A 22,575-nucleotide genomic window follows, 5' to 3' on the forward strand; every position below is an offset into this window, starting at 1 on the left:
TCGGCTCTCTCCAGGTCGTACGGGCACGGAGACTCTCTCCGCCCAGTACGTGAACGTTCAAGCAGCGCCGTTCATTCCCCGGCCACGGAGAAGCGCAGGTAGAGGTGGTGATCGTCCTCGGCGGGCGGGTTCTCCGGGTCGGGGATCCAGCCCTGCCGGGCGTAGAAGGCCTGGGCCCGGGCGTTGTCCACATGGACGTCGAGCACGGCGGTCCGCTTGCCGTCGGCCCGCCACTCCTCCACGCAGGCCGCGTGCAGGGCCGTGCCGATACCGGCGCGCCAGTGGCCGGGGTCGACATGGAACTGGAACAGCTTGACCGTTTCCGCCGGTGCGCCGTCATCGGTGCGGAAGGAGGCGACGCCGACGATCCGGCCCTGTTCGACGGCGCACAGCACATGGCCGTCGGGCCGCCGGATGGAGCCGCGCCAGGCCTCGGCCCAGTCGACGTCGCCCTGCGGGACGCCGTCCGGGTAGTACGTCGACCTGGCCCGGAAGTGCAGATCGGCGATGGTCTCGGCTTCCACGGGCAGGGCGGTGCGGATCACCAGAGCGCCGTTCACGCGTTCACTGATCATGCAACGGAGGACGTAGGGGCACCGGCCCCGGTTCCACGCCGGCCCCGCCCCTCACCCTCAGCTGCCGTCCCGCAGATCGTCCGGCCAGCCGAGCCGGAACTCGATGTGGTCGTAGGTCACCACACAGCCCTCGCCCATCGGCGACTGGGTCATGAAGCCGATCAGCGCCGCGCCGGTCTCCTTCTCCTCGCCGAGGGTGAAGAGCCGGACGAAGGTCCAGCGCTCGCCGTCCCGGGAGGCGTGGAAGGCGAAGGCCCGTCCGGTCCGGCTGACCCGCAGCCAGACCGAACTGCCGTCCACGGTGAAGGAGTTCGCGTCGTCGGAGTGTCCGCGGGTGACCACCGTGCAGACAGCGGGCACGTCCGGGGAGTACTCCAGGCAGAGCTTGGCCCAGGCGCGTTCGCCGACGTGGACGTAGAGCACTCCGGCGTCGAAGGCGGCGCCGAACCCGACGGTGACCCGGGCTATCAGCTGGAAGTCGCCCTCGGGCGCCCCGAGCAGCCGGGGCGCGTCGGAGGCGGGCTCCAGGGCCTCACCGGTGGGCGTGACGAACCGGTCCTGCCGGGGCCCGGCCCATCCGGTGAGCACACCTCCCTCGTAGGACCAGTTGCCGTCGGGCCCGTAGGTCCGAAGAGGGAAAGGGAGTTCGGGAAGTTCCACGTCCATTCCGTGAGTCTCGCAGGTTCCCTTTTACCCGTCTCATGAACACGTTCAGCGCTCGAGGCCGCCGTTGAACCGCCGCGGGAGACCCAGCGGGTTGTCGTCCCGCAGCTCCGGCGGCAGCAGGGCCCTGGGCGCGCCCTGGTAGGTGACGGGCCGCAGCCACCGCTCGACGGCCGTGCCGCCCACGGACGTGGACGTGGAGGTGGTCGCCGGGTACGGACCGCCGTGGTGCTGGGCCGGAGCCACGGCCACGCCCGTCGGCCATCCGTTCACCAGCACGCGCCCGGCCAGCGGAGTCAGCTCGGCGAGCAGCTCGGGGCCCCGGCCCTCGCCGGCGGCCTCCTCGGCCGACAGCTGGACGGTCGCCGTGAGGTTGCCCGGCAGCCGGGACAGGACCGCCGTTGCCTCGCCCTCGTCCTCGTACCGGGCCACCACGGTCACCGGTCCGAAGCACTCCTCCAGCAGCAGGTCGTGGGTGCCCTGCTCGGCCAGCCTGCTCGCGGGCACCGTGAGGAACCCCGCGCTGACGGTGTGCTCGCCGCCCGCGCCCGGCGTGACGGGCGAGTCCACCTCGGGCAGCTGCGCCCGCTCGGCGACGCCCGCGACGAAGTTGTCCCGCATGCGGTGGTCGAGGAGGACACCCGCGTCGGTGTCGCTGACGGCGTCCGTGAGCGCCTTGACCAGGCCGTCGCCCGCCGCACCGGACGGCACCAGCACCAGGCCCGGCTTGACGCAGAACTGGCCGACGCCCAGCGTCATGGACCCGGCGAGACCGGACCCGATCGCCTCCGCCCGCTCGGCCGCCGCCGCCTCGGTCACCAGGACCGGGTTCAGCGAGCCCAGCTCACCGTGGAACGGGATCGGCACCGGGCGCGCGGCGGCCGCGTCGAACAGGGCACGCCCACCGCGTACGGAGCCGGTGAAGCCCGCGGCGGCCACCAGCGGGTGCCCGATCAGCTCGACGCCCGCCTCGAAGCCGTGCACCAGGCCGACGACCCCCGCGGGGATGCCGTGCTCGGCGGCGGCCCGGCGCAGCACCTTGGCGACCAGCTCGGACAGGGCCGGGTGGTCCGGGTGGGCCTTGACGACCACCGGGCAGCCGGCGGCGAGCGCGCTCGCGGTGTCGCCGCCCGCCACGGAGAAGGCGAAGGGGAAGTTGGAGGCGGAGTAGACGGCCACGACGCCCAGCGGGACCTTGTAGCGGCGCAGGTCCGGTACGGGCGGGGTGGCGGTGTCGTCGGGGTGGTCGATGATGACGTCCAGGAAGGCGCCCTCGTCGACGATGTCGGCGAAGGCCCGCAACTGGTACGCCGTACGGGCGAGTTCACCGGTCAGCCGGACCGGGCCGAGGGCGGTCTCGGCGTCGGCGGTCTCGATCAGGCCGTCCTTCGCCGCGTTCAGGCCCGCGGCGGCCGAGCGCAGGAAGGCGGAGCGGACGGTGCGGTCGGCGAGGGCACCGCGCACGGCGTGTGCCGCCCGGACGGCCGCGTCCACCTCCTGGGCTGTGGCCTCCACCGCAACCTGTTCACGCTGCTTCCCGGTGCGCGGGTCGACACTCCAGACTGGTGCTGCTGCCACCGCGGGTCCCTCCAAGTAAGGCCGCACTTCCTGGGTCAACCATCAGCCGCGTTCGATATACTGAACGCTGTCTCTGATGATGAATACGCTGCTCGGAGACTATATATCCAGGTCCTCGTCGAACGAAGGGGTCAACGGCGATGTCGGCAGGCGAGACAGGCGGGGCGCAGGTCAAGTCCGCGGTGCGGACCGTTGAATTGCTCGAGTACTTCGCCGGCAAGCCCGGTATGCACTCCCTCGCGGCCGTCCAGGAGGCCGTGGGCTACCCCAAGTCCAGCCTGTACATGCTGCTGCGCACGCTCGTGGAGCTGGGCTGGGTGGAGACGGACGCGACGGGGACGCGGTACGGCATCGGGGTGCGGGCACTGCTCGTGGGCACCTCCTACATCGACGGCGACGAGGTGGTGGCGGCGGCCCGCCCGACCCTGGACCGCCTCTCCGACGACACCACGGAGACCATCCACCTGGCCCGCCTGGACGGCACGAACGTCGTCTATCTGGCCACCCGCCAGTCCCAGCACTACCTGCGCCCCTTCACCCGCGTCGGCCGCCGGCTGCCCGCCCACTCCACCTCGCTCGGCAAGGCGCTGCTCGCCACCCACACCGACGAGCAGGTCCGCAAGCTCCTCCCGGAGACCCTCCCCGCCCTGACCGAGCACACGATCACCGACCGCGAGAAGCTGATCGAGGAACTGCACCAGGTCCGCGAGCAGGGCTTCGCCGTGGACCGCGAGGAGAACACGCTGGGCCTGCGCTGCTTCGGCGTGGCCATCCCGTACCGCACCCCCGCCCGCGACGCCATCAGCTGCTCGGTCCCGGTGGCCCGCCTGACCCCCGCCCACGAACAGATGATCAAGGACGCCCTGTTCGACGCGCGGGACCGCCTGACGCTGGCCACCCGGAGGCTGTGAGGAGGACGGCGTCTCCGCCGGGCGGCGGAGACGGATCGTCGCCACGCAGGAAGTGGGCCGGCTCGTGTCCGCGGGAGCGTTGAGGCATGACTTCCTCGACCACCACCGACACCGCCGGCCTGCGGCTCCGCCCCGTGCTGCGGCTCGTGGCCATCGTCTCCTGTCTGCCCTACCTGTCGCTCAAGCTCGCCTGGATCGCCGGGAGTCGTCTCGGTATCCCGGACGGGAGTCCGCTGCTGGAGCACCGCCTGGTCATGGCGCTGGCCAACGGGCTCACCGTGCTGATGGACGCCGCTGTCATCGTGCTGGCGCTGCTGCTCACCCAGGAGTGGGGGCGGCGGGTGCCCGCCTGGGTGCTCGCGGTGCCGATGTGGATCGCCACGGGGCTGCTCGCACCGATCATGGTGGGCTTTCCGCTCCAGATGGTCGTGCAGGGGGGCTCGGACAGCGGTGCCGACCGGCCGTTCCTCGACGGGTGGGTGTTCGGGGTCGTGTACGGGGGGTTCATCGTGCAGGGGCTCGCTCTCGGGGTGCTGTTCGTCGGGTACGCCCGCGAGCGGTGGAGCCACCTGTGGCGGGGACGGGTGCGGGAGCTGCCCGCGCACGGCACGGCGGCCGCGCAGCGGACCACCGTCGTGACGGCGGCGCTGCTCGCGCTCGTCCCGGGCACGCTGCGGCTGCTGTGGGCCTGCGGGGTCACCTCCGGTCGGAACATCGGCGGCGGCCGGCTCCTGGAGGCCGTCTACGCCGGGTTCCTCGCCGCCGCCGTCACCGGCGCCTGGCAGCTCGCCTTCCGCCGCGGCCGCGGCCTGCCGGTCACCGTGCCGCTCGCCCTGGCCTGGGTCGGCTCCGGGGCGGTCGCCTGCTGGGGCGGCTGGATGGCGCTCGGCGCCCTGGTGACCTTCCACGATCTCGCCCACCGCCCGACACCGGCGATGAGCCTCACCTACGCTGTGCAGATGATCGTCGGCCTGCTCGTGGCGACCGTCGCCGCCCACCACTTCGCGGACCGTTCGGCCAGGACCCCACGGTGAACCGGGCGCCCGGACTCCTCTTCGGCGGGCGGGCCCGGCGCCGCTGGATCCATCTGATCCTCGGCGGCGCGCTCGCGATGCCGTACGTCCTCGTCGGCTCGGTGATCGTCGGTCCGCTCACCGGTGTGGACGACGTGTTCGGGTCCCTGCCCCTGCAACTCGGCTCGTTCGTGGTCGGGTTGCCGATCGCCACCGTGACCTCGCTGTTTCCGCTGACCCGCCCGCTGGAGGCCGGCGCCGCCCGCGCCCTGTGCGGTATCGAGGGGGACGCCCTCGCCCACGGACCGGCCCGGACACGGTCCGAACGGGGGCGTACGGCCGCCTGGTTCACACTGCACCTGGGCCTCGGCGGGATCATCTCCGGGATGTCGCTGGCCGTACCGCCGTTCGCGGTGTTCCTCATGCTGCTGCCCCTGTTCCAGGAACTGCGCGACACCCGGCTCGGCACGCCCGAAGTCCTCGAGCACGGCTGGGCGTCGGCGCTCTGCCCGGTCGCCGGACTCGCCCTGCTGATCGCCCTCGCCGGCTGCGTCGCCGCCTGCGGCGCGCTGCTCGCCCACTGGGCGCCCGCCCTTCTCGGGCCCGGCCCCGCCGACCGGCTCGCCGCGGCCGAGGCCCGGGCCGCCGACCTCGCCGTACGCAACCGGCTCGCCCGCGAGCTGCACGACTCCGTCGGACACGCGCTGAGCGCCGTCACCCTGCAGGCGAGCGCCGCCCGCCGGGTCCTGGACACCGACCCGGACTTCGTCCGCGAGGCCCTGGCCGCCATCGAGGACACCACCCGGCGCACGGTCGGCGAACTGGACGCCGTACTGGGCGTGTTGCGGGACGGTGACGCACCGGGCACCGCTCCCGCCCCGACCCTGGTAACGGACCTGGACGTGCTGCTGCGCCGGACCCGGGCGGCCGGGCAGCAGGTCACCGCCACGGTGGACACCGGGCCCGCCGCCCTGCCCCCGATGGTCTCCCGGGAGGCGTACCGGATCGTCCAGGAGGGCCTGAACAACGCCCTCAAGCACGCCGGCGAACCGGTCGCCCTCCGCATCGCCACCGCCGACGGCCACCTGCACATCTCCGTCGAGAACCCCCTCGGCGCCTGCCCCGCTCCCCGCCCCGGCGGCGGCCACGGCCTGCGCGGCATCGCCGACCGGGTACGGCTGCTCGGCGGCACCTCCCGGGCGGTGGCCGAGAACGGCACCTGGCACCTGCACGTCCGACTGCCACTGAAGGGATCCACGTGACCGACGAAAGGGCGGGCATGACCCGGCCCGCCATCCGGATCGTCCTCGCCGACGACGAGCGCATGGTCCGCACCGCGCTGCGCGCCATCCTCTCCGCCGAGCCCGGCCTGGAGGTGGTCGGCGAGGCGGCGACCGGCGCCGAGGCGGTGTCCGTGGTCCGGGAGCTGCGCCCCGACGTCGTCCTCATGGACGTGCGGATGCCGGAGGTGGACGGCATCCGGGCCACCGAGCAGATCCTCGCCACCCTCGACGAGCCGCCCCGGGTCGTGGTCGTGACCACTTTCGAGAACGACTCCTATGTGTACGACGCGCTGCGTGCCGGAGCCGCCGGGTTCCTGCTGAAGCGGGCGGACGCCGACGCGCTCGTCCAGGCGGTACGGCTGGTCGCGCACACCGACAGCCTGCTGTTCCCGTCGGCCGTACGCGCCCTCGCGGCCGAGCACGCGCGCACGGCGCCCGCACCTGCGGCATGGGTGAGCAGGCTCACCGGACGGGAGAGCGAGGTGCTGCGGCACCTGGCCGCCGGGCTGACCAACGCGGAGATCGCCCGGCGCATGGACGTCGGCCCCGCCACCGTCAAGTCGCACGTCGCGGCGGTGCTGGCCAAGACGGGAGCCCGGGACCGGACCCAGGCGGTGATCGCCGCGTACGAGGCCGGTTTTCTGAACGTGCGATGAGAAAAAAGGACGTACGGGAACGATCGCCCCGGTCTCGGTCGTCTTCACGAACGGCATGAACAAGACGATCAGGCGGGCGTCCGTCTTCGCTCTGCTGCTCGTGCTCGCCCTGCTGGTCAGGGCGACCTGGGTGCAGTTCTACGACGGCAAGGCCCTCGCGGACGACAACGACAACCGGCGCAACGTCATCGAGACGTACTCACAGCCGCTCGGGAACATCATCGTGGCCGGGGACGCGATCACCGGCTCGGCGCGGACGAAGGGCAGCGACCTCGCGTACAAACGGACGTACAAGAACGGCAGGCTGTACGCGCCGGTGACGGGCTACGCCTCGCAGGCCTACGCCCCGACCCAGCTTGAAGGCATCTACCAGGACCTCCTCAACGGCACTGACAACCGGCTCAAGAGCGTGATGGACACGGTCACCGGTGAGCGTGCCGACCCGGGCGACGTGCTCACCACGATCGATCCGGCCGTCCAGAAGGCGGCCTACGGCGCCCTCGGCGGCAACAAGGGAGCGGCGGTCGCCGTCGACCCGAAGACCGGCAGGATCCTCGCCGTGGTGTCGACCCCGTCCTACGACCCCGCGCAGCTCACCGACGCGAACACGGCGGGGGTGGCCTGGAAGAAGCTCAACGCGGACAAGGACAAGCCGCTCACCAACCGGGCGCTGCGCCAGCCGCTGCCACCGGGCTCGACGTTCAAGCTGGTCGTGGCGGCCGCCGCGCTGGAGGACGGGCTGTACAAGAACGTGGACGCCCCCACCGTCAGCCCGGACCCGTACACCCTGCCGGGCACCACACGGGTGCTGGAGAACGAGAACAAGTCGGCCCCGTGCAAGAACGCGTCCATCCGGGTCGCGCTGCGCTACTCCTGCAACAACGTCTTCGGCAAGATGGCCGTCGACCTCGGCCAGGACAAGGTGAAGGCGATGGCCGAGAAGTTCGGCTTCAACGACGACGAGCAGGACGTGCCGGTGCGGGCCTACGCCAGCGTCTACCCCTCGAACCTGGACAAGGCGCAGACGGCCCTTTCGGGCATCGGCCAGTTCGACGTCACCGCCACCCCGCTCCAGATGGCCATGGTGTCCGCGGCCATAGCCAACGGCGGCAAGCTGGTCTCGCCGCACATGGTCTCGCAGATCACCGACAGCGGCGGCGATGTGCTCAAGGACTATGACGACGGTGCGGACACCAAGGAGATCGTGAGCTCCTCCACCGCCGAGCAGCTGCAGTCGGCGATGGAGACGGTGGTGAAGGACGGCACCGGCACCAACGCGCTGATCGACGGGGTGACCGTCGGCGGCAAGACCGGTACCGCCCAGCACGGCGAGAACAACAGCAAGACGCCGTACGCCTGGTTCACGTCGTACGGCAAGTCGGACCGCAGCGGCAAGGAGGTCGCTGTCGCGGTGATGGTGGAGCAGTCGGACGCGGCTCGGTCCGAGGTGAGCGGTAACGGGCTGGCGGCGCCGGTGGCGAAGGCGATGATGCAGGCGGCGCTCAAGTAGCCGACGGGACGGGGGCGACCCGGCACGACCGCCCCCGCCTCCGTTCTACTTCACGCCCAGGATCTGCTCCACCGGATCGATCGCGAAGTAGACCAGGAACAGTGCCGAGACGCCCCAGAGCAGCCAGTTGACCTCCTTCGCCCTGCCGAGGACCGTCTTGATGACCACGTAGGACAGGAAGCCCGCGCCGATGCCGTCGGTTATCGAGTAGGTGAACGGCATCACGGCGATGGTGAGGAACGCCGGGATGCCGATCTCGTGCTTGTCCCAGTCGATGTGCTTGACGTGGGTCATCATCAGGAAGCCCACCGCGATCAGCGCGGGCGCCGCCGCCTGCAGCGGGACGATCGTCAGCAGCGGGGTGAGGAAGAGCGCGAGGCCGAAGAGGCCGCCGGTGACCAGGTTGGCGAAGCCGGTGCGGGCGCCCTCTCCGACACCGGCCGCGGACTCGATGTAGGCGGTGTTGGAGGAGGCGGAGCCGACACCGCCGGCGACGGCGGCGGCGCCGTCGATGAACAGCACGCGGCCGATGCCGGGCACCTGCCCCTTCTCGTCGAGCAGGCCGGCCTCCGCGCTGATGCCGACGATGGTGCCCATGGCGTCGAAGAAGTCGGACAGGATGAGGGTGAAGACCAGCAGGACGGCGGTGAGGGCGCCGGCCTTGGCGAAGCCGCCGAACAGGCTGAAGTGACCGACGAGCCCGAAGTCCGGGGTGGCGACGAGCTTGTCCGGGACCTTCGGGGTGGTCAGGCCCCAGTTCTTGATGTCGGCAACGGCGTTGATGACGATCGCGACGACCGTCATCGTCACGATGCTGATGAGGATCGCGCCCTTCACCTTGCGGGCGAGCAGCGCGATGGTCAGCAGGACGCCGAGGCAGAAGACCAGGACGGGCCAGCCGGTGAGGCGGCCCACGGCGCCGAGCTGCACCGGGACCGTGGTGTGCGCGGCGTCCGGGATGCGGCTGACGAACCCGGCGTCGACGAAGCCGATGAAGGCGATGAACAGGCCGATGCCGACGCCGATGGCCTGCTTCAGCTGCTGCGGGATCGCGTTCATGATCGCTTCCCGGAGCCCGGTGAGGACCAGCAGGCAGATCACGAGGCCTTCGAGGACCACCAGGCCCATCGCATCGGACCAGCTCATCAGCGGGGCGAGTTGGAAGGCGACGACGGCGTTGAGGCCGAGGCCGGCGGCGATCGCGAGCGGGAGGTTGCCGCCGACACCCATGATGATCGTCATCACGCAGGCCACCAGCGCGGTGGCGGTGACGAGTTGCCCGGTGTCGAGGGAGTGGCCGAACTTGTCCTTGGCGCTGCCCAGGATGATCGGATTCAGGACAAGGATGTAGGCCATGGTGAAGAACGTGGCGAAGCCGCCGCGTATCTCCCGGCCGAAGGTCGATCCCCGCTCGGAGATTCTGAAGTACCGGTCGACGCTGTTCCCGGCAGGTGGCGCGGCATCCTGCCGCTGGTCCACCTTCTGCGTCTCAGACATGGTCCCACTCCTCGTTGCCTGATGAGCGTGTGCGGATGCTGGCTGGATTGTTCCCGTGTTGAACCCTCTTCAGGTTTTCGACGTGTTACGGAATCCGGTTCGGTGTTCCATACGGCGTCCGGCCACCCGTACCCGGCGCGGGCGACTCGTAGAAGATCTCGAAGGGGTTCGTACTCGCACTCGCACCGGGGAGACAACCACACGTTCGTGTCCGACGTCTCTTCCAGTGCGTGGAAGGCGCGTCGTCCGACCACATGGACCTGCCGGCCTGAGCCCCCCTCGGCCGGCAGTGGAACGCCCCCGCCGGTGACGACCGGCGGGGGCGTTCGTACGGCGACGTGCGGCTCTGTCAGAACTCGGCGTGCTGGCCCTTGTGATGCCCGCACGTCACGCGGGGGGGGGGATCCCGTGCCGAAATCAGGACCGGTGAAATCGATGAACGAGTTCAGACAAGGCTCGCTGCCGTTGTTTGAACCCGTTGCCGTTGCCCTCGAAGGCGGAGTCACACGGTGACCGTGGTCGGGGCGGCCTGCGCGCTGCCGTTCGACAGGCCGAGGCGGACGCCACCGGCCCCCGCCGCGACGGCCACGGCGGCGGCGACGGAGAGGGTGCGCGTCCTGCGGTGACGTCCGGTGCTCTGCCGCACCGGCCGTTCCTTTCCCAGGGAGTTGGGACGCCCGCCAGTCGCCACCGTGGCCGGAACAGGTTGCCGCGCCCCGCGCGAAAACAACCGAAACTTTCGGCCGCCCTGGTCGCCCGCACACCGGTTGACGCGCTGTTCCTCACTGGCCACACTCCGAGAGCGCGCACCGATCAACAGAAACCCCCAAACCCACACAGGATTGTCATGCGCCTCAGAACCAGAAACCTGCTGGTCCCCCTTCTGGCCGCCCTCTTCCTCACCCTGCTGACCGCCCCGCCGGGCTCCGCGCAGCCACGGCCCCCCAGGTACGCGGGCTATCTCTTCGCCTACTTCACCGGCGAGGGCACCGCCGACGGCGAGCAGATCCGCTACGCCCTCAGTCAGGGCAACGACCCGCTGCACTGGCGGGAGTTGAACGCGGGTGAACCGGTGCTGACGTCGACCATCGGCGAGAAGGGCCTGCGCGATCCGTTCGTGATCCGCTCCCCCGAGGGCGACAGGTTCTATCTGATCGCCACCGACCTGCGGATGTACCGGAACAGCAGTGGCAGCTGGGACTACGTCCAGCGGCACGGCAGCAAGTCGGTGATGGTCTGGGAGTCCACCGACCTGGTGCACTGGACCGACCAGCGGCTGGTCCAGGTGGCCCCGGACAACGCGGGCAACACCTGGGCCCCGGAGGCCTACTGGGACGCCCGGCTGCACGAGTACGTGCTCTTCTGGGCGTCGAAGCTGTACGCCGCCGACGACCCCGGCCACACGGGCTCGGCGTACAACCGGATGCTCTACGCGACGACCAGGGACTTCCGCACCTTCAGCGAACCGAAGGTCTGGGACGACCCGGGCTACTCGGTCATCGACTCGACGGTGATCAAGGACAAGGGGACCTACTACCGCTTCACCAAGGACGAGCGGGACTCGAGCTCCAGCTCGCCCTGCTCGAAGTTCATCACGGCGGAGAAGTCGCGGAACCTGACCGACACGTCGTACGACTTCGTCTCCGACTGCATCGGCAGCGGCTCCGTCCAGCGGGGCGAGGGACCGACCGTGTTCAGGTCCAACACCGAGAAGAAGTGGTACCTGTTCATCGACGAGTACGGCCTGCGCGGCTACGTGCCCTTCGAGACCACCGACCTGGCCTCGGGCAGGTGGACCCCGTCCACGGACTACGCGCTGCCCGCCAGCCCCCGCCACGGCACGGTTCTGCCGGTGACGGGGGCCGAGTACGAGCGGCTGCTCAGGACCTACGGATGACCGTCAGGAGACGAAGTAGGTCGGGTTCGGCAGCTTGTAGGTACGGTCGGCGTAGCCGCCGTCCAGGTCCGAGTACTGGTCGCCGAAGTTGGCGATGACCTCGTACCCCAGGTCGTCCTCGATGTGCTTGCGGGTACCGGACTTGTACTGCACCGTCGTGCAGTTCCAGGCGCCCGGGGTGGCGCAGTCGCCCAGGTAGGCCGGCGGGTTGGCCTTGTCCTTGAGGAACATGTGGTCGGCGTCGAGGTTCACATCGGCGCCGATCTTCTTCAGGTTCTCGACGGCGGCGGTGCGCTGCGCCTCGCTGAGACCGGAGTTGTAGAAGACCTCGACGCCCTTGGACTCGGCGTACTGGACCAGCTCCGGGCTGCCGAACACGGCCGGACGGTCGGCCTTGTTCACGTAGTCGGCCCAAGTGGTCGAGTTGTACGTGTAGTTGTAGCGCTTCTCGTAGTCGAGGCTGAGCAGCAGCGTGTCGTCGATGTCGAAGACGACGGCCGGCTTCTCGCCGTGGCGGTGCGCCTTGCGGGCCGCCTTGTCGATGTAGCGCCTGGCGTCGGCGTCGATGCGCGCCAGGTCCTTGGCGTACGGGCTGTCCGGGGACGCCTGGTAGACGCCGTTGCTGTCGGCGGTGGTGCCGTAGTAGGTGTCGATGTCCTTCACCAGGAGCCCGATGTTGTAGGGCTCGTGGGTCGAGTTCGCCGTCGACTGACCGGCCGTGGCCGCGCCGGCGCCGTACAGGGCGCCACCGGCGAGCGCGCAGGCGGCAGCGATCGCCGCGATCCGCTGTGATTTATGCATGACAGGTTTCTACGCGCGTCACCCAGTCGAATGCGACATCCGTTGCCTGATCGATACACACCAATTCGGTTCAAGGCGGGGGCAGTCAGTGGCAGGGCGGGTCGTAGGGCTCGCCGGGGACGTACACCTTCCATTCGTCCCTGGTGATCACGTCGCCGTAGCTCTTGCAGATCAGGTACTTCAGGTCCGGGGTGTTGGTGGCCCAGACGTCGATCTTCTCCCCGGCCGCGGCCAGCAGGGGCTTGCCGTGGGAGCTGTACGACAGGCTTCCGAAGCCGGTGAGGCTTCCTCGACCGAGGGCGAACTCGCCCTCGTACACCGGAGTCTTCCAGTTGCTGACGTCCCACAGTTCAATGTGGTTCTGCGCGTACACGCTGCTCGGATCGCCGGAGCTTCCCCAGGCGAGGGTCCTGCCGTCCCGGCTGAAGGTGATGCCTCCGCCCGAGCCGACCGTGCGCAGCACGGAAGGGGCACCTGCGATTCGGCCGTTCTTGATCCTCCAGAGGCGAGTGGTGTTCTTGGCGTCTGTGGCGGCGAGCAGTTCGCCGTCGGGACGGAAGGCGGCATTCGACACACCGGCGCCCGGGGTCAGCCACCGGGTCTGCTGGGGTACCGGACGGTGTGCGTTCGCCACCGTCCAGGAGAGCAGCCTGTCGGCGGTGTTGGCGACCAGGAGCCGGCCCTTCGGGGCGAAGGTGACGACGAAGACGTTGCCCTTCACCGATGCGGTCTGCCGGGGGTGCGAGACGGTCGAGACGTCGAACACCTTCACCGAGGCGGGCTGGGTCCGGGCAGCGGTGTTGTCGTTGTTGTCGGCCACGGCCAGCAGATGTCCGTCCGCGCTGAAGGAGAGGTCCTCGATGCCGTTGGCGATGTCCGTGATGGTGGCGATGACGGGTGCGCCGGACCGGCCGGTGTCCCGCAGCCGGACGACATGCCTGTCACCGCTCAGCTCGCTGAGTGCGAGGATCTTCCCGTCGGGGCTGAAGGCCGCCCCCTCCGCGCCGATGTCACCGCTGCCCGGCAGCCGTGCCAGGCTCTTGTGAAGCGTGGCCGTACCGGTCAGGTCCCACAGAGCACCGCCGTTGGCACCGTGAATGACCAACAGCCGCCGCACACCTCTACTGAACTTCGTGGTCACATGGAAGCCGGACGGTGGCGAGCCGAAGCTGGCTGCAGCGGTTGGCTGGGCCGTGTTCTCCACGTACCACAACAGAACGCCGCGGTCCGTGGCGCGCAGCAACCGGTGGCCGTGTGGTGTGAAGAGCACCGGCCCGGTCGCGCTTCCGTTTCCGATTCCGTTTTCGTTGAGCTGGGCGGACTGTTGCAGACGGGAACCCGGAGGGACGTCCCAGAGGTAGGTGTTGGCATCACAGCCGGTGGCGAGGGCCTTCCCGTCCGGACTGAACGCGACGGAGGCCAGGTTCGCCGCACAGTCGGCCCCGTACGTGTCCTTCGCCGTGCCCGCCGACGCCGGCTGCCCCCGGCCCCCCAGCCGCCACAGACGGACCCGGGTCTTGTCCCCGTCCCCCGGCCCGGCCAGCAGCCGGCCGTCCGGGCTGAACGCCACGCGGTGCAGCGGCTTTCCGTTCAGGTCGTAGGTCTGGGAGCCCAGCTTGAGACCGGGAAGAACCGCCGACGCCGAGGTGCGCCGCTGGTCCGTCATGTCCCAGAGCCGGACCTTTCCGTCACTGCCTGCGCTCGCCAGGAACCGGCCCTTCGGCGCGAAGGCGAGCGAGTCGACGTCCCCGGTGTGGCCCCTCAGGGTGCGCAGCGGGCGTGGGGCGGACCGGTGGGCGATGTCCCACAGCTGGACGGTTCCGTCGACGCGGCCGAGGGCGAGGGTGCGGCCGTCGGGGCTGATCGTCAGGGACAGGGTCCTGACCTGTTGTCGCTCGGGGACGGCGATGCGGTGCGGGGTCTTCGGTGCGGTGACGTCCCACAACCCCCATGACCCACTTGGCGTGCTGCCCGCCCGTACGACGGCCACGAGCCGCCCGTCGGGGCTGAGCGCCACCGCACCGGTACGCATCTGGCCCAGGTTCCCCAACCGCTTGCCGTGCGTCGTGTCCCACAGGACGACGTCGGAACCGGTCGAGACGGCCATCCGTTCGCCCTTGGCGTCCAGGGAGATGTCGTCGGCGGAGGCATCGGACATGAAGACGCCCGGCGTGTCCATGCCAGCGAGCATCGAAGCCGTCCCGATCTGCGGGTCCAGCCGGTTCGCGACCAGGCTGAGCTGTTTGGCCAGCCCCGGGCGGCTGTCCCTCAGACGGTCCGCCTCCTCGGTGACCAGCCGTGCGACAGCCTGCCGCCGCTGGGCCGCCTCCTTCTGCCCCGACCACCAGGCCAGGCCCCCGCCCGCCCCGGCCAGCAGTGTCAGCACACACATGCAGGCGATCACAGCCCTGCGGATGTGCACCCCGCGCCGTTCCTGGCGCCACGACTGGTTCAGGAACTCCGCGAGCCGTGGTTCGAGTTCACCGGCATGCCCCTTGCCCTCGGCGGCAGCGGTCAGACCCGCGCCCTCCAGGCGTTCACGGGTGGCAGCGAGCCGTGGGCCCCGATAGAGCAGCGAGGGATGCCGGTCCGCCTCCCACCAGACGGCGGCGTCGACGGCGACCTGCTGACGCGTGCGCAGCCAGTCCCGGTCCGCGTCGATCCATTCGCGCAGCCGGGGCCAGGCGTGCAGCAGGGCGTTGTGGCTGATGCGGACCGTCCGCTCGTCGAGGACCAGCAGTCGTGCCGCGGCCAGTCGGTTCAGGGCCCGCTCGGCGGCCTGTGGGTCCGGGAGGCCGTCCAGCAGTACGGTGCGGTCGACGGGGCGGCTGGTGTCCGGGGCGTCGTCGTCGATGTGCACGAGACGCGGCAGCATGCGGCGTGCGGCTGCGCGGCCCGCGGCGTCCAGGTGGTCGTAGGTGTCGTCGGCGGTCTGTTTGATGGCTTCGTCGATGCCTCCGCTCTCGCGGTAGCCGGCGACGGTCAGCCGTCTGCCCTGGCGGTGCCGCCAGGTGGACCAGAGTGCGTGGGAGAGCAGCGGCAGGGTGCCGGTCCGGGACCGGGTCAGCCGGGCGGCGCCCAGTTCGTGGATGAGCAGGTCGGCAAGGCCCTCGTCGAGTTCCAGGCCGACGGCACCGGCCGGGCGCTCGATCGCGGCCCTCAGCTCCTCCTGTTGCATCGGGCTGACGAGCACCTGGTCGGACCGCAGCACCGCGTCCAGCTCGGGCAGGGCCTGGGCGTGGCCGTAGAAGTCGGCGCGCAGGGCGACGACGACGAGCGTTCCGGCCTCGGCCAGGGCCGTCAACGCGGCGAGGAACGCGCTGCGTTCGGTCCGGCTGCGGCAGAGGGTGAACAGCTCCTCCAGCTGGTCCACCACCAGCACCAGGCGCCGCCGGTCCGGGACGAGGCCGTGGACCCAGCCGACGGCGGCTTCCGGGTCCTCTGCCGACAGGACGGTGTCACCCCGCAGGGCGGTGGTCAGACTGCGGAGGGGGTGTTCGCCGGGGGTCAGGACAAGGCCGGGCCAGGCGGCCGAGCCGGGCAGCAGCGGGGTTCCGGCCCGTAACGCCGCGAGGAGTCCGGCGTGCAGCAGTGAGGTCTTGCCGGCGCCGGACGGCCCGACCACCGCCAGTGGCCCGGCCCTGCTCGACTGCCTGGTGGCAGCCGCGGAGCAGCTCGTCGACCAGCTTCTCCCGGCCGTGGAAGAACTCGGCGTCGTCCACGGTGAACGCGTCGAGGCCCGGGTACGGGCAGGGACCCGGTGCGGGTTCCTCGGCCGCGGTGGCGTCCGGCTCGTCGGTCGTCGGTGCGGCCGCGTTGACGGCGACGACCAGCCCGCCCGAGCGGTCGCCGGCCTGGCGGCGCGGCAGCGGCCCGCCCCGGGCCCGTAACGCGCGGAAGAGGTGGTCGTAGACGTCGTCCAGGGTGAGCAGGCGCGGTGCGCGTGGATCGCCGTGCCGCAGGAGGGTGATCAACTCGCCGGTGAGGGCGGTGTGTTCGGCGTCGTCGGGGGCCAGCGCCAACTGCTCGGCGGATCCCAGCAGGTACATCCCGTGCCCGGCGGGCAGGCTGAAGGCCGCGGGCTGGGGTGTGCCGTTGCCCAGCCGGGCGCGCCCGGAGAAGCAGCAGTCCAGAATGACGATCACGGACGCGGCGCGGCACAGGGTGAGTGCCTCGCGCAGGGCCGAGAACGAGAGCGCCTGGTGTGCCGCGAGGCCCGGGGTCAGCCGGTCGGTGGCGCTCGCGGCGAGGTACAGCTCGTCGCCGGGGCCGATGAGGCCGTGTCCCACGTAGTACACGAGCAGGGTGCTGTCGGCCTCCTGCGCCGCTTCGGCGACGGCCAGGGCCATCGTGCGGGCGTCCGCCGGGTCGACGAGCGTGCGCAGCCGGTCGGGGGTCACTCCGCAGCGTTCGGTCAGGGCGGCCGCCAGGGCCTCCACGCTGCGTGGCACCGCCGGTACGGAGGTCAGCGTGGGGCCGTGATGGGTGCCGGTGCCGATGAGCAGCACCCGGGCGCCGGAGGACGCCAGCGCGGTGCCGGGCGTGGGGAGGGCCGGTGACTCGGCGGACCCGGTGGTCATAACGCGCCTCCGTCCGCTTCCCGGCCGCTCTCCAGGATCCGGGAGGTGTCGGTCACGAAGGTGCGCAGTTCCCGGGGGGTCATCGGCCCGACGAGCTTCGTGGAGATCTCCAGCGAGGCGCCGTCGGGCCGGGTCGCCTTGACGGTGACGTCGCTGTGCCGGCTGCGGATCCAGGCCACCAGGGCGGTGGTGAGTCCGGTGACCGCGCCGCCGGAGCCGAGCGCGACCACCAGGCCGTCCAGGACCGGGCCCAGTGTGCCGGGCACCGGTGGTCCCTCCTGTGGAGCGACTCTGCCGCGCAGCTCGTCGGCCTCGGTGAGCCAGGCGAGCAGTGACCGCGTCTCGTCCGCGGCTGTGCTGTCTTCGGCACCGTCCGCGAGATGGACATCCACGTGTACGTCCACAGGCTCCCCCGATCCTGCATCCTGTCCCAACAGTCCGTCAGGCAACAGCGTAGGGGGACCGGGAGGAACCTGACCCGGGAATTCCGGTCACTGGTCCGCCTTCCGCTTCACCTCGAACACGCCTCCTGATTCATGAGTGCTTCGCCAGGGGTCGCGGGGGTTCAACCGGCGTACGGGTCCGGCACCTTGCCCGGGCGGGCCAGGAACTCGAAGTCGCAGCCGGTGTCGGCCTGGGTGATCTGTTCGTTGTAGAGGGCGCCGTAGCCGCGCTCGTAACGGGCGGGCGGCGGCGTCCACTCGGCGCGCCTGCGCTCCAGCTCCTCGTCGTCCACGTGGAGCTGGAGGGTGCGTGCCTCGACGTCCAGGGTGATGGGGTCCCCGGTGCGCACCAGCGCCAGCGGACCGCCGACGTACGACTCCGGTGCCACGTGCAGCACGCAGGCGCCGTAACTCGTGCCGCTCATCCGGGCGTCGGAGATCCGCACCATGTCCCGCACGCCCTGCCTGAGCAGGTGCTCCGGGATCGGGAGCATGCCGTACTCGGGCATGCCGGGGCCGCCCCTGGGGCCGGCGTTGCGCAGCACGAGCACGCTGTCGGCGGTGATGCCGAGGGACGGGTCGTCGATGGTGCGCTGCATGGTCCGGTAGTCGTCGAAGACGACGGCCGGGCCGGTGTGCCTGAGCAGCCGGGGCTCGGCGGCGATGTGCTTGATGACGGCGCCGTCGGGGCAGAGGTTGCCGCGCAGCACCGCGACCCCGCCCTCGCTCGCGACCGGGTTGCCGCGGGGGCGGATGACGTCGTCGTCGTGCACCCGCGCGCCGTCCAGCTGCTCGCGCAGGGTGTCGTACGACACCGTCGGCCGGTCCAGGTGGAGCAGGTCCGGGATGCGGGAGAGGAAGCCGGGCAGGCCGCCCGCGAAGTGGAAGTCCTCCATGAGGTGGCGCTGTCCGCCGGGGCGGACGTCGGCGAGGACCGGGACCGTGCGGGCGATGCGGTCGAAGTCGTCCAGCGTCAGTTCCACTCCGGCCCGGCCCGCCATGGCGATCAGGTGGATCACGGCATTGGTGGAGCCACCGAGGCCGAGCACGGTGGTGACCGCGTCCGCGAAGGCCTCCCGGGTGAGGACCTCGCTCAGCCTGCGGTCCCTGCGGACCAGTTCGACGATCGTCAGGCCCGCCCTGGCGGCCATCCGGTCGTGTGCGGAGTCCACCGCCGGGATGCTGGACGCGCCGGGCACGGTGACGCCGAGCGCCTCGGCGGCCGCGGTCAGCGTGGACGCCGTTCCCATGGTCATGCAGTGGCCCGGCGAGCGGGCCAGGCCACTCTCCAGCTCGGTCATCTCGCAGTCCCCGACGAGGCCGGCCCGCTTCTGGTCCCAGTACTTCCACATGTCGGTGCCGGAGCCGAGGACCTCGCCCCGCCAGTGGCCCGGGAGCATGGGCCCGGCCGGCACGAAGACGGCGGGCAGGTCCACCGAGGCGGCGCCCATCAGCAGGGCGGGCGTGGACTTGTCGCAGCCGCCCATCAGGACGGCGCCGTCGACCGGGTACGACCGCAGCAGCTCCTCGGTCTCCATCGCGAGCAGGTTCCGGTAGAGCATCGGGGTCGGCTTCTGGAAGGTCTCGCTGAGTGTGGAGACCGGGAACTCGAGCGGGAAGCCCCCGGCCTGCCAGACCCCGCGCTTCACGGCCTGCGCCCGGTCCCGCAGGTGCACATGGCAGGGGTTGATGTCCGACCAGGTGTTGAGGATCGCGACGACCGGCTTGCCCAGGTGCTCCTCGGGCAGGTAGCCGAGCTGGCGGGTACGGGCGCGGTGACTGAAGGAGCGCAGGCCGTCGGTGCCGTACCACTGGTGGCTTCTCAGCTCGTGCGGCTGCTTCACACCGGCCATCCGGCGGCGATGGCGGCGACCTCGGCGCGCTCGTCCTCGGGCAGCTGCCTGCTCGGCGGACGGACGTCCCGGCGGCACAGGCCGAGCGCGGCGAGGGCCTCCTTGACGACGGTGACGTTGTCGGCGGAGCCGTGGGCGGCACGCAGTTCCTCGAACCGGCGGATCTGCTCCCAGACCTTCATGGCGGCCGGGTAGTCACCGGATCGAAGCGCTTCGATCATGTGCAGCGAAACGGCCGGGGCGACGTTCACGAGCCCCGAGGTGAAGCCGGTGGCGCCCGCGGAGAAGTAGGAGGGTGCGTACGGTTCGGCCAGGCCCGCCACCCAGACGAAGCGGTCCAGGCCGGCGTCCCGCGCGAAGGCCGCGAAGCGTGCGGCGTCCGGGACGGCGTACTTCACGCCGATGACGTTGGGGCAGTGGCCGGCGAGTTCGGCGAGGCGGGCGCCGGGCAGCCGGGCGTTGCGGATGTAGGGGACCACGCCCAGTTCGGGCACGGCCTCGGCGATGGCGCGGTGGTAGTCGACCCAGCCGGCCGCCGATACGTACGGGTGGACGGGCTGGTGGACCATCACCATCTGCGCGCCGAGTGCGCGGGCGTGCCGGGCGGAGGCGGTCGCGGTGGGCAGGTCGTGGCCGACGCCGGCCAGGATCACGGCGCGGTCGCCGGCCTCGTCGACGGTCGACTCGGCGACCAGGCGGCGCTCTTCGGGGGTGAGGGCGTAGAACTCGCCGGTGTTGCCGTTCGGGGTGAGGGTGCGGATCCCGCCGTCGAGCAGCCGGCGCAGCAGGGCCCGGTGGGTGTCCCGCGCGACGGAGCCGTCCTCGGCGAAGGGGGTCACCGGGATGGCCACCACGTCGGCCAGGGCCGCCCGTTGGCTCTCGAACGTCACGCTGCTCATCGATGGCCTTCCGCCGGGTCGGACTCGGTGTCCGAGGGGAAAGCGCGCCGTACGAACGAGGCGATGTGGGAGTGCAGGGCGCTCGCCGCGCCATCCGCGTCGCCGTCCAGCGCGAGCCGCAGGATCTCCCGGTGCTCGGCGGCCTCGCGCTCCCAGGAGGGGTCGGCCGCCCAGGCGACGGCGGAGACGAGGGCGGCCTGGTCGCGGACCTCGTCCAGCATCCTGCCGAGCAGCGGGTTGCCGCACGGCAGGTAGAGGGCGCGGTGGAACTCGCGGTTGGCCAGGGAGCGTTCGGCGGTGTCGCCGGCGGCGTCGGCCCGGGCGAGCGCCTCACGGGCGGCGTCGAGGGAGGCTTCGCGCCGCACCGCCCGGCGCAGCGCCTCGGGCTCCAGCAGCAGCCGCACGTCGTAGACCTCGCGCGCCATGTCCGCGTCCACCATGCGCACCGTGACGCCCTTGTACTGGCTCATCACGACGAGCCCGGTCCCGGCGAGGGTCTTCAGTGCCTCCCGCACCGGGGTCTTGGACACCCCGAACTGTGCGGCCAGCTCCGTCTCGACCAGGGCCTGGCCGGGCGTCAGCAGGCCGGTCAGGATGCGGTGTCTGATCGCGTCCAGCACGTACTGCGTGCGGGACGGGATCGGGGTGGGCACAGAGGTCATACGGCCCTCTCGGATCTCACATATCGCGTCTCATATATGACGTACGAAGTACGACGCGTTGAAGGTAGGAGGGGGCCCGTGATTCGTCAATGCTTCTGACAAAGGAAGTCGGGGTGCCTGGGCGACCGGCTCAGACGGTGCGGGTGTCGCCCTCGACGGCGGTGTACGTGGGCCGGCCGGAGACCGCGGTGGCTCGCGCGGTGGCCGCCTCGCGGGTGAGCGTGGGGCCGACATGGGTGACGAGCAGCTCGCGCACATGTGCGTCCCGCGCGATACGGCCGGCGTCCTCGGGTGTCAGGTGGACCTGCCGGGGGTGTTCGCCTACGCGATGCTCGTCGAGGTCCGCCTCGCACAGGAACAGGTCGGCGCGGGAGGCGAGTTCGACGAGCGCGGAGCAGGGTCCGCTGTCTCCCGAGTAGGCGAGGACACTGCCCTGGGCCTCGGCGCGCAGCCCGTACGCCTCGGTGTCGTGGGCGACGGCGCGGGCGGTCAGACGCAGGTTCCAGTGCCGGACGTCGTGGCCGTCGTACAGGGCCCGGAAGTCGAAGACGCCCTTCAGGAACTCGATGTCGGGACGGCCGAAGAAGCCGGCCAGCCGGCGCGCGCAGTCCTGGGGCGCGTACACCGGGATCGGGGCGTTCGGGGTCATGCCGCCGAAGGCGAAGGCGTAGGCGGCGGCGAGCAGGTCGGCGCTGTGGTCGGCGTGCAGATGCGAGATCCAGATCGCGGTGAGCCGGGCGGGATCCGTGTGCCGCTGCAACGCGGCGAACGTACCGGGCCCCGCGTCCACCCACACCTCGGCGCCGCCGCCGGACACCAGATAGCCGGAGCAGGGCCGGTCGGGGCCCGGGTGCGGCGAGGCGGTACCGAGGACGGTGAGGGAGAGCGGCATGGCAGGAGGGTACGACGCCTTTCGCCCGGCTCCGGCTCATTTCGCCAAGTGGGGGCCGGGGGGTGGCCGCGGCCGGGCGGCGAGGAACCCGGCGCCGGCGGGGACCCGCCGTGGCGCCGCCGCTCCCCGTCCGGACCGGGAGCCTGCTCAGACCTCCATCACGGCATCGCATTCGGGGCAGACCACGGACGCGTACTCGGCGGGGTACCACGGCGCTCCGGCGTGCTCGGAGGGCGTCCACCGGGCCGGTTCCATGGCGAAGGTGTCCTTGCCGCAGAGTGTCCGCGGCCCGGCGGCGTCCGGCCTGCCGGGCGCGGTGGGCACCGCGTGCACCCGGCGCGGCAGGCGTTCCGCGCCGGACGGCCCGGGCGGGGAGGTGTGGGCGGCCGCCGGGCGGTCGAGCTCGTACACGACGACGATCCCGCTCATGTCGGCCGCGCTCACCCGTGGCCGACGCCGGGGAGGGTGAGTTCGCGGCCGCGGTAGAAGCCCTCGCTCTCCGAGACGACGTACGGAGCCATGGCCGCCCGCCGCTGTGCCTCCGGGTCGGAGCCCCGCCACGCGTCGCACGACTCCTGGGTGTCCCAGAACGACACGCCGGTGATCTCCTGCCCGTCCTCGGACCAGTACGCGTAGGCGCGGTGCAGGCCCGGCGGGGCGGGGGCCGGGCGCCATGCCCGCTCGAACTCCTGCAACGCCCCCGGCTGAAGGCGGCGCGTCGTCACCCACACGTAGTGCTCCTGCATGGCGGCATCCTCCGTAGTACCTGTACGGCCTGCCCCCCCTCAGGTCACCGTAGGGCCGATGCGCCGCTTCCGCCGCCCGGAGATCGCCGGCGCGCCCGGGGCACTAGGCCCTGTCG

General features: G+C 71.3%; 18 protein-coding genes and 2 pseudogenes. 6 read left to right on the forward strand and 14 right to left on the reverse strand.

Going from position 1 to position 22,575, the window contains the following annotated elements; translation table 11 throughout:
• Nucleotides 1–71: 71 nt before the first annotated feature.
• The 3 genes from FB157_RS00485 to FB157_RS00495 are packed head-to-tail and all read right to left on the reverse strand — an operon-like array spanning nucleotide 72 to nucleotide 2,816.
• On the reverse strand, nucleotides 72–575 hold the full coding sequence (locus FB157_RS00485) for a GNAT family N-acetyltransferase (RefSeq protein WP_186581270.1): 504 nt from the start codon (nucleotides 573–575) through the stop codon (nucleotides 72–74).
• A gap of 57 nt (nucleotides 576–632) precedes the next feature.
• Complete coding sequence (locus FB157_RS00490) at nucleotides 633–1,241, reverse strand: DUF1349 domain-containing protein (protein WP_145874799.1); 609 nt, start codon at nucleotides 1,239–1,241, stop codon at nucleotides 633–635.
• Between the two features lie 45 nt (nucleotides 1,242–1,286).
• Nucleotides 1,287–2,816 (reverse strand): aldehyde dehydrogenase (NADP(+)), encoded by a 1,530-nt coding sequence (locus FB157_RS00495; protein WP_145874801.1) that lies wholly within the window; start codon nucleotides 2,814–2,816, stop codon nucleotides 1,287–1,289.
• A gap of 140 nt (nucleotides 2,817–2,956) precedes the next feature.
• Between FB157_RS00495 and FB157_RS00500 the strand changes: the two genes are divergently transcribed.
• The 5 genes from FB157_RS00500 to FB157_RS00520 all read left to right on the forward strand — a co-directional run bounded on the left by FB157_RS00500 (nucleotide 2,957) and on the right by FB157_RS00520 (nucleotide 8,189).
• Nucleotides 2,957–3,727, forward strand: coding sequence for an IclR family transcriptional regulator (locus FB157_RS00500; RefSeq protein ID WP_145874802.1), 771 nt, complete (start codon nucleotides 2,957–2,959; stop codon nucleotides 3,725–3,727).
• An 86-nt stretch (nucleotides 3,728–3,813) separates the two neighbouring features.
• Nucleotides 3,814–4,761: a hypothetical protein gene (locus tag FB157_RS00505; RefSeq protein WP_145874804.1), complete on the forward strand. Its 948-nt coding sequence runs from the start codon at nucleotides 3,814–3,816 to the stop codon at nucleotides 4,759–4,761.
• On the forward strand, nucleotides 4,758–6,002 hold the full coding sequence (locus FB157_RS00510; RefSeq protein ID WP_261386118.1) for a sensor histidine kinase: 1,245 nt from the start codon (nucleotides 4,758–4,760) through the stop codon (nucleotides 6,000–6,002). Before FB157_RS00505 ends, FB157_RS00510 begins: the two co-directional genes overlap by 4 nt.
• A 17-nt stretch (nucleotides 6,003–6,019) precedes the next feature.
• Complete coding sequence (locus FB157_RS00515) at nucleotides 6,020–6,679, forward strand: response regulator transcription factor (RefSeq protein WP_145875658.1); 660 nt, start codon at nucleotides 6,020–6,022, stop codon at nucleotides 6,677–6,679.
• Nucleotides 6,680–6,734: 55 nt separating this feature from the next.
• On the forward strand, nucleotides 6,735–8,189 hold the full coding sequence (locus tag FB157_RS00520) for a penicillin-binding protein 2 (RefSeq protein ID WP_145874806.1): 1,455 nt from the start codon (nucleotides 6,735–6,737) through the stop codon (nucleotides 8,187–8,189).
• Nucleotides 8,190–8,234: 45 nt separating this feature from the next.
• Here the strand turns inward: FB157_RS00520 and FB157_RS00525 are convergent, their stop codons facing one another.
• Both FB157_RS00525 and FB157_RS00530 read right to left on the reverse strand, forming a co-directional pair.
• Nucleotides 8,235–9,686 carry an NCS2 family permease gene (locus tag FB157_RS00525; RefSeq protein ID WP_145874808.1) on the reverse strand — a complete coding sequence of 484 codons (1,452 nt, stop codon included), beginning with the start codon at nucleotides 9,684–9,686 and terminating at the stop codon, nucleotides 8,235–8,237.
• Between the two features lie 505 nt (nucleotides 9,687–10,191).
• A pseudogene (locus FB157_RS00530) lies at nucleotides 10,192–10,332 on the reverse strand (pectate lyase); the annotation flags it as partial.
• 201 nt (nucleotides 10,333–10,533) lie between these two features.
• Here FB157_RS00530 and FB157_RS00535 point away from each other — a divergent pair.
• Nucleotides 10,534–11,577 (forward strand): annotated as a pseudogene (locus FB157_RS00535) (glycoside hydrolase family 43 protein); the annotation flags it as partial.
• Between the two features lie 9 nt (nucleotides 11,578–11,586).
• Here the strand turns inward: FB157_RS00535 and FB157_RS00540 are convergent.
• From FB157_RS00540 to FB157_RS00585, 9 genes are all read right to left on the reverse strand, one after another.
• Nucleotides 11,587–12,384 carry an HAD family acid phosphatase gene (locus FB157_RS00540; RefSeq protein ID WP_145874810.1) on the reverse strand — a complete coding sequence of 266 codons (798 nt, stop codon included), beginning with the start codon at nucleotides 12,382–12,384 and terminating at the stop codon, nucleotides 11,587–11,589.
• A gap of 85 nt (nucleotides 12,385–12,469) precedes the next feature.
• Nucleotides 12,470–16,009, reverse strand: a complete 3,540-nt coding sequence (locus tag FB157_RS49360; protein ID WP_145874812.1) for a WD40 repeat domain-containing protein — start codon at nucleotides 16,007–16,009, stop codon at nucleotides 12,470–12,472.
• Between the two features lie 951 nt (nucleotides 16,010–16,960).
• Nucleotides 16,961–17,368 (reverse strand): effector-associated constant component EACC1, encoded by a 408-nt coding sequence (locus FB157_RS00555; protein ID WP_186581271.1) that lies wholly within the window; start codon nucleotides 17,366–17,368, stop codon nucleotides 16,961–16,963.
• A 161-nt stretch (nucleotides 17,369–17,529) separates the two neighbouring features.
• Nucleotides 17,530–19,260, reverse strand: coding sequence for an L-arabinonate dehydratase (gene araD, locus FB157_RS00560; RefSeq protein WP_145874817.1), 1,731 nt, complete (start codon nucleotides 19,258–19,260; stop codon nucleotides 17,530–17,532).
• A complete protein-coding gene (locus FB157_RS00565; protein ID WP_145874819.1) occupies nucleotides 19,248–20,159 on the reverse strand; it encodes a dihydrodipicolinate synthase family protein in 912 nt (303 codons plus the stop codon). Before FB157_RS00565 ends, araD begins: the two co-directional genes overlap by 13 nt.
• Nucleotides 20,156–20,821 (reverse strand): GntR family transcriptional regulator, encoded by a 666-nt coding sequence (locus FB157_RS00570; protein ID WP_145874821.1) that lies wholly within the window; start codon nucleotides 20,819–20,821, stop codon nucleotides 20,156–20,158. Before FB157_RS00570 ends, FB157_RS00565 begins: the two co-directional genes overlap by 4 nt.
• 130 nt (nucleotides 20,822–20,951) lie before the next feature.
• Entirely contained in the window at nucleotides 20,952–21,713 is a 762-nt protein-coding gene (locus tag FB157_RS00575; protein WP_145874822.1) for an MBL fold metallo-hydrolase, read from the reverse strand.
• Between the two features lie 147 nt (nucleotides 21,714–21,860).
• Nucleotides 21,861–22,142 carry a hypothetical protein gene (locus tag FB157_RS00580; RefSeq protein ID WP_145874824.1) on the reverse strand — a complete coding sequence of 94 codons (282 nt, stop codon included), beginning with the start codon at nucleotides 22,140–22,142 and terminating at the stop codon, nucleotides 21,861–21,863.
• Between the two features lie 11 nt (nucleotides 22,143–22,153).
• Nucleotides 22,154–22,459 carry an antibiotic biosynthesis monooxygenase gene (locus tag FB157_RS00585; protein WP_145874826.1) on the reverse strand — a complete coding sequence of 102 codons (306 nt, stop codon included), beginning with the start codon at nucleotides 22,457–22,459 and terminating at the stop codon, nucleotides 22,154–22,156.
• Nucleotides 22,460–22,575: the final 116 nt, after the last annotated feature.

It is taken from the genome of Streptomyces sp. BK340 (genome assembly GCF_007827595.1).
GTDB lineage: Bacteria > Actinomycetota > Actinomycetes > Streptomycetales > Streptomycetaceae > Streptomyces.